This is a genomic window from Pseudoalteromonas sp. APC 3691 (assembly GCF_030408135.1).
Lineage (GTDB): Bacteria > Pseudomonadota > Gammaproteobacteria > Enterobacterales > Alteromonadaceae > Pseudoalteromonas.
On record NZ_JASDCB010000059.1, the window covers coordinates 22,329 to 29,457 of the forward strand.

Sequence of the window (7,129 nt, forward strand, 5' to 3'; positions counted from 1 at the left end):
ACTAAATTGATTGATATTTTAAAACTTTGGAGTTCATTATGAATGTATTACAAAACGTAGCTTACACAGCAAAAGCAACTGCAACTGGCGGCCGTGAAGGCGTAGCTAAATCTGATGATGGTCGTTTAGATGTAAATTTATCAACACCTAAAGGTTTAGGCGGAGACGACGGACAAGGCACTAACCCAGAGCAATTATTTGCCGCAGGTTATGCAGCATGTTTTATTGGCGCACTTAAATTTGTAGCAGGTAGCGAAAAAATAGATTTACCAAGCGACACGCATATTGACTCACAAGTATCTATTGGTGCTATTGAAGGCGGTTTTGGTATTGCGGTAAAACTTGCTGTGTCACTAGGTGATATGGATAAAGCTGCAGCGCAGGAGCTTGTAGATAAAGCGCACCAAGTATGCCCATATTCAAACGCAACACGTGGCAATATTGAAGTAGAGCTTTCAGTTATTTAATAACTAAATAAAGAAAAGTTATAAAAGCACACAACGACAATTAGTCGTTGTGTGCTTTTTTGCGTTTAAGGCATAAAAATTAAATATACGATAAAACGTATATTCACTATTCCATATGTTGTTATTTTGTTTTATTGTGTATGCATAAGCACAGTGAGGACAGTATGGAACAATTCAACCCACTTCAATTTTATAAATGCCTAGCGGACGATACACGTTTAAAATCAATGCTGCTAATTAGCCACGAAGAAGAGCTGTGTGTATGCGAGCTTGTTGCTGCACTTAAATTAAGCCAACCTAAGGTATCTCGCCATTTAGCACAGTTAAGACAATGCGGATTATTAAGCGGCCGTAAACAAAATCAATGGGTGTACTACAGTATTAACAAAGCACTGCCAGAGTGGGCTAAAAATGTATTAACGCAAACGCTTACTGCTAACTCTTCATTTTATCAAAACGATTTAACGCGCTTAAACGCTATGGGTAATCGCCCTGAACGTGCAGCTAGCTGTTGTAACTAACTAATAAATTAACTTATTAAAGGTATTTAATTATGACTATTAAAGTAGGTATTAACGGTTTTGGCCGTATGGGACGTTTAACACTGCGTGCAGCAGTTGATTGGCCAGAAATAGAGTTTATTAAAGTAAATGATGCAGCGGGCGATGCTAAAACACACGCACATTTAATTGAGTTTGACTCAGTACACGGACGCTTAGCGCAGCAGGTTACTAGTGATGATAATAGCTTTAGTGTGGGTAAACACACGATTGCAGTTACCAACAACAAAACCATAAATGAAACTGATTGGTCAGATTGCGATGTAGTAATAGAGGCCAGCGGTAAAATGAAAACCACTGAGCTATTAAATCAATATTTAGCGCAAGGTGTTAAGCGTGTTGTGGTAACAGCACCAGTAAAAGAAGACGGTATTTTAAATGTAGTAATGGGTGTAAACGATGACCTATATAACCCAAGTGAGCATAAAATTGTTACTGCCGCTTCTTGCACAACTAACTGTTTAGCGCCAATAGTAAAAGTACTCCAAGAAAAAGTGGGCATTAAACACGGCTCAATGACCACTATTCACGACATTACTAATACTCAAACTATTATAGATGCACCCCACAAAGACCTACGCCGTGCACGTTCGTGCGGTACTAGTTTAATACCAACCACAACAGGTAGTGCAACGGCTATTACGCATATTTTCCCTGAGCTTAAGGGGAAATTAAACGGCCATGCTGTGCGTGTACCTCTTACTAACGCGTCAATTACCGATTGTGTTTTTGAGCTGGAGCGAGGTGTTACACAAGATGAAGTAAACACTTGGTTTAAAAACGCTGCAAATAACGAGCTAAGAGACATTTTAGGCTACGAAGAAAGACCGCTTGTATCTATAGATTATAAAACAGATCCACGTAGTTGCACCATAGATGCGCTTTCAACTATGGTAATTAACAACACTCAGCTTAAATTATACGCTTGGTATGATAACGAGTGGGGTTATGCAAACCGTACCGCTGAGCTAATGCTTAAAGTTGCACAAAGTGATGTGGTTTAATCTCGTTTAAAAAGGTTTAAATTCATGCTTGCGCAGTTGGTTAACTTACCGAGTTCTATAAAACAATATTTAATAATTACCGGTAATTACTGGGCATTTACTTTAACTGATGGTGCATTGCGCATGCTGGTGGTGCTGTACTTTCATCAGTTGGGTTATGGCGCATTTGCGATCGCCATGTTGTTTTTGTTTTATGAAATATTTGGTGTAACCACCAATTTAGTAGGTGGTTGGCTTGGGGCACATTTAGGGTTAAACAAAACCATGAATGTAGGGCTTGGGCTACAGCTTGTAGCTTTGGCCATGCTTTGCGTTCCTGGAGATTGGCTAACCGTTGCCTATGTTATGGCAGCGCAAGCACTGAGTGGCATAGCTAAAGACTTAAATAAAATGAGCGCAAAAAGCGCCATTAAGTATTTAGTACCACAAGACGATGCAGGGCAAAGTCAATTATATAAATGGATTGCCATACTTACCGGCTCTAAAAATGCTTTAAAAGGGGTGGGCTTTTTTTTAGGCGGCTTATTACTAACTGTATTTGGTTTTGTGGGGGCATTAATAAGTCTAATTATTTTACTTAGTGTTGCTTGGGTTATTAGTTTAATTTTTTTAAAAGGCGATATTGGTAAAGCTAAAAACAAACCTAAGTTTAAAGAATTATTTTCTAAATCGCGGGCAATCAACTTACTTAGCGCAGCGCGTTTATGCTTGTTTGCGGCGCGCGATGTATGGTTTGTGGTTGCATTGCCGGTTTACTTAGCCGCTCAGTTTAACTGGGATCACTGGTGGGTAAGCGGCTTTATGGCTTTGTGGGTAATTGCTTATGGATTGGTGCAGTCGCAAGCACCGCGTATAACAGGGCAAAGTGATTCAAACTCACATTCAGTCAAAAAAGCATATTGGTGGGTTGCTCTATTAAGTGGCGTAACTGGCATTTTAGCGTTGTTGATGCAATTTGATGTAGCGGTACATTTTACGCTTGTAATCGGCTTACTTATTTTTGGTGGTGTATTTGCTGTAAATTCATCGCTGCATAGTTACTTAATAGTAAGTTTTGCTAAAAACGATGGGGTATCACTCGACGTTGGCTTTTACTACATGGCTAACGCGATAGGGCGTTTGCTTGGTACGGTGCTTTCTGGCTGGGTTTTTCAAGTATATGGGCTTAGTGCGTGTTTATGGGTAAGTGTATGTTTATTAATTGCAGCCTCAATTACAACGGCACGTTTAGCTAAACTTTAAAAAACTCAACGTATTGTATTAAATTCAATTTGTTTAACGATATTCATAGCTTCATTGATTAGATCTACTAAACTGTATCAGTAGTTTTAATTTAAAGGGTGTGATGAATGCGAGAAATATCGCTAGCAAAAAAATTACTGTGGCTTACTGTCGGAAGTATATTTATTACCGTATTGGTGCTTTCGAGCATTTTATGGTGGCAGTTATCTGCAAGTAATGAAGAGCTTGCAAGCAAGTCAGAAAATTATATTGTTGCTGAAGTAGAAGAGAAGTTAAATGCGAATGCCGCAATATATGGTGAAAAAATAGCGGGCTTTATTAACGAAGCTTATCGAGTACCATACTCTTTAGCCGCTTTATTAGGTGATACCGCAAAAAGCGAAACCCTTAGCCGCGATACGGTAGTAAGTATAAATCGCTCTATTTTAGAACAAAACACATTACTCTCATCTATCTACTCTCAGTTTGAACCAAACGCGTTTGACGGGCAAGATTCGAGCTTTAACAAGGGCTATAAACACTCTGTTGATGGCGATGGTACCTTAGAAGTTTATATAACACGTGATCTAAGTGGGGCTATTGAGCAGCAAAAAGTAGCTAATGCTGCCGATAAATATATAACCTCTTTAAACGAATTTGGTATTCGCGAAGCGCATTGGTACTTATGTGCAAAAGACACGCTTAAGCCTTGTATTATGGAACCGTACTTATACGAAATTCCATCAGGCGATTCAGTAATGCTAACTTCGTTAACCGTGCCTATTTTAAAATCGGGTCAGTTTATTGGTTTAGCGGGTGTTGATTTAACGCTACCTACTTTTCAAATAATGACTGAGGAGCTTTCTAAGCAGCTTTATAATGGCCAAGCCAAAGTAACCGTGCTTAGCGATATTGGGTTAGTTGTAGGGAGCAGCCATTATAAATCTAAATTAGGACGCCCATTTAAAGAAGCCGTGAGTTCTGACTTGTTTAAAGAGCTTGAAAAATTTAAGGGCCAAAAAGGCATATTTAAAACATCGTCTGAGTACTTAGTTAATTACCCTATAAATATAAAGCTAGCTAACACAGACTGGTCTTTAATTATTGAAGTACCAAGTAACTTAGCTTTAGCTGGCCCTAATGCTTTATCGCAAGATATGACTGACACAGCAAACGACTTAGGCGCAATGATTTTAATTACAGGTGCCGTTATTGCCGTTATTGCTTTTTTAATAATGAAATTTGTTATTGGTAGTGTGGTTGCACCTCTTCAACAAATTCAACAACGCGTAGATAACCTTGCAAGCTCAGAAGGAGATTTAACGCATACCCTTCATGTTGAAACACATGCAGAGCTCATTGCTTTAGCGGGGGGCTTTAATGCCTTTTTATCAAAGTTACGTATTTTAATCACAGAGCTTAAAGATGTATCTGATCAAACCAAGCAACAAGGTGAGATAGCGCAGCATATTGCTATTGATACCAAACATAATGTGCAATCGCAATTTCAAGAAATTGAAAGTGTGGTAACGGCTATGAACGAGATGAGTGCTACAGCACTCGAGGTTGCCAGAGCATCAGAGCAATCAGCCCAGCAAGCCGATGAAATAAATAGTTTGGTCGTAAGCAGTGAGTCAAGCTTATCGTCAGCGATGACGCAAGTTAAAACAATGTCTGAAGAAATTAAAGAAGCTAACCAAGCCGTTGAAAAAGTAGCTTCGCGTAGTAAAGATATAACGCAAATATTAGATGTAATTCGTACTATTTCAGAACAAACAAATCTACTAGCACTCAATGCCGCCATTGAAGCAGCACGCGCTGGTGAACATGGCCGAGGCTTTGCAGTTGTTGCTGATGAAGTACGTGCACTTGCTTCTAAAACACGTTCATCAACTGATGATATAAGCCAGTTAATAGATAGCTTATTATCTGAAGTGGGGAACGCGTCTACCGTTATTGAAAAAGGTGTGATACGTGCACAGGATGCGGTTGATGAAACATCAGTTGCTTTTGATGCTCTGCACAGTGTTGTTGTTAAAGTTGATGAAATAACCAACCAAATTACACATATTGCAACTGCTGCTGAAGAGCAAAGTTCGGTAACAGAAGAGATAAATCGTAACTTAACGCTTATATCTGATGCTGCTTCGCAACTGGCTGATTTATCTGCACAGGCGGGGGATAGCAGCGAAGCGCTTAATGCACTTGTTGCCCAGCAAGATAATGAACTTAATAAGCTTAAAACGTAACTTACAAATTAAGCTTTAAGCACAAAAAATGGCCAGTTAATACTGGCCATTTTTATTTAGTAGAATAAGTGTAACTTGTTGAGAATGCTCGATAATTGCTATTTATAACTTTTTAATCAACATAAACATTTGGTTGATCATTGGCTCAGCAAATTGCTCTACATTAGGACGATTAAAATAACCGCGTAAACCTGTAAATTGCACTTGAAAAAAGCGCGCATATTCAACAGCGGTCAACGTGTTACTTAACTCACCTTTGTTTATTGCTTGGTTAAATAATTGCGTTAAATAAGCTTCAAATTGAGCTGTTAAATCTAAGCTTAACTCGTATAGGTTTGAGTCTTTTTCTGCAAACTCGCTGTTTGCTTTAACCAGCATACAAATAGCGCTTGGGCTGCAATCTTTTGTTTTAATTACCACGTTTTCAACAAACGCACGTAATCCACCAAGTACTGTATCGGCACTTGATAAAAACCCCTCTATTTGGGTTTTCATTTGTACTGTGTAATCTTTCAGCGATTCGCAGTATAGACCTTCTTTAGAGCCAAACGCAGAGTAAATACTACCGGGGCGCATATTAACGGCTTCTTGTAAGTCACGCGTTGAGGTTGCATGAAAACCTTTTTGCCAAAATAGCTGGCTAGCAACGCGAACTACATTATCGCGTTCAAATTTAACCTTATTAGCCATATCATTCTCAATCAATTTGAACATTTGCTCAATTTTAACTTGAACGGTCGCTCAAAATCAAATGCTATGTGTCTCGAAGTTACTTAAAACTATTAATTATTAGGAGCTAACCATGGCCGAATTTACTTTATACACTCAAGAAAACGCACCAGAAGAAGCAAAACCGTTACTAGCTGATTCAGTAGCAGCATTTGGTATGCTTCCTAACTTACATGCAGTAATGGCTGAAGCACCAAGATTACTTAAAGGTTACCAAGTACTGCATGAGCTTTTTCAAAAAACATCATTCAATGCAGAAGAACTAACAGTAGTATGGCAATCAATTAACGTTGAGCACGCATGTCATTACTGTGTTCCTGCACACAGTGGTATTGCAGCGGCAATGAAAGTTGACCAAGGTGTTGTTGATGCACTTGTAAACAAAACACCACTTGAAAACCCTAAGCTAGAAACTCTTCGTGAAACTACACTCGCAATGACACGTGAACGTGGCGTGATCAGCGATGAGCAAATCGAAAAATTCTTTGCAGCAGGTTACGCTAAGCAACAGCTACTTGAAATTATTGTAGGCTTGTCTCAAAAAGTAATGAGCAACTACACTAATCACCTTGCTGATACACCAGTAGACGCGCCATTTAAAAAATACGTAAAATAAATACGGTTTTATAAATGACAAAAGGCAGCCTAGGCTGCCTTTTTTGTTTGCCCAGCGAAGCTGGCAAACCCGATAGGCTGAAAGATGCCTTATCACCCTGACTAAGGGGAAGATAATCTGAATGGCAAGGGCGTCACTGGCCAACGGTGGGGTCTGAAGGAAGCCATAAGAAGTTAGAGGTACACAACTAACCGTAACCTGTTTCGGCAGTATTGGTGGGTCAGCGTGCAAAATAGCGCAACGCCCTATACTTAGTCAGACCAATACTGTGCTTGAGGGTGGG

The 7,129-nt window shown here is 39.3% G+C and carries 7 protein-coding genes; 6 read left to right on the forward strand and 1 reads right to left on the reverse strand.

The genetic code is table 11. The annotated features are described in order from the left end of the window. Positions 1–38: 38 nt before the first annotated feature. The 5 genes from QL998_RS16170 (at position 39) to QL998_RS16190 (ending at position 5,501) form a co-directional block, all read left to right on the forward strand. On the forward strand, positions 39–467 hold the full coding sequence (locus tag QL998_RS16170) for an organic hydroperoxide resistance protein (RefSeq protein ID WP_024595412.1): 429 nt from the start codon (positions 39–41) through the stop codon (positions 465–467). Positions 468–631: 164 nt separating this feature from the next. Beyond that, positions 632–988: a metalloregulator ArsR/SmtB family transcription factor gene (locus tag QL998_RS16175; RefSeq protein ID WP_290193075.1), complete on the forward strand. Its 357-nt coding sequence runs from the start codon at positions 632–634 to the stop codon at positions 986–988. Positions 989–1,020: 32 nt separating this feature from the next. Further along, complete coding sequence (locus QL998_RS16180; protein ID WP_024605270.1) at positions 1,021–2,031, forward strand: ArsJ-associated glyceraldehyde-3-phosphate dehydrogenase; 1,011 nt, start codon at positions 1,021–1,023, stop codon at positions 2,029–2,031. Positions 2,032–2,055: 24 nt separating this feature from the next. Continuing rightward, positions 2,056–3,273, forward strand: coding sequence for an organoarsenical effux MFS transporter ArsJ (gene arsJ, locus QL998_RS16185; protein ID WP_290193076.1), 1,218 nt, complete (start codon positions 2,056–2,058; stop codon positions 3,271–3,273). Positions 3,274–3,380: 107 nt separating this feature from the next. Next, a complete protein-coding gene (locus tag QL998_RS16190; RefSeq protein WP_024605272.1) occupies positions 3,381–5,501 on the forward strand; it encodes a methyl-accepting chemotaxis protein in 2,121 nt (706 codons plus the stop codon). Between the two features lie 102 nt (positions 5,502–5,603). On the opposite strand, the gene QL998_RS16195 is transcribed toward QL998_RS16190, so the two are convergent. Continuing rightward, positions 5,604–6,191 carry a TetR/AcrR family transcriptional regulator gene (locus QL998_RS16195; protein WP_024605273.1) on the reverse strand — a complete coding sequence of 196 codons (588 nt, stop codon included), beginning with the start codon at positions 6,189–6,191 and terminating at the stop codon, positions 5,604–5,606. 112 nt (positions 6,192–6,303) lie between these two features. Between QL998_RS16195 and QL998_RS16200 the strand changes: the two genes are divergently transcribed. After that, complete coding sequence (locus QL998_RS16200; RefSeq protein ID WP_024605274.1) at positions 6,304–6,846, forward strand: carboxymuconolactone decarboxylase family protein; 543 nt, start codon at positions 6,304–6,306, stop codon at positions 6,844–6,846. Positions 6,847–7,129: the final 283 nt, after the last annotated feature.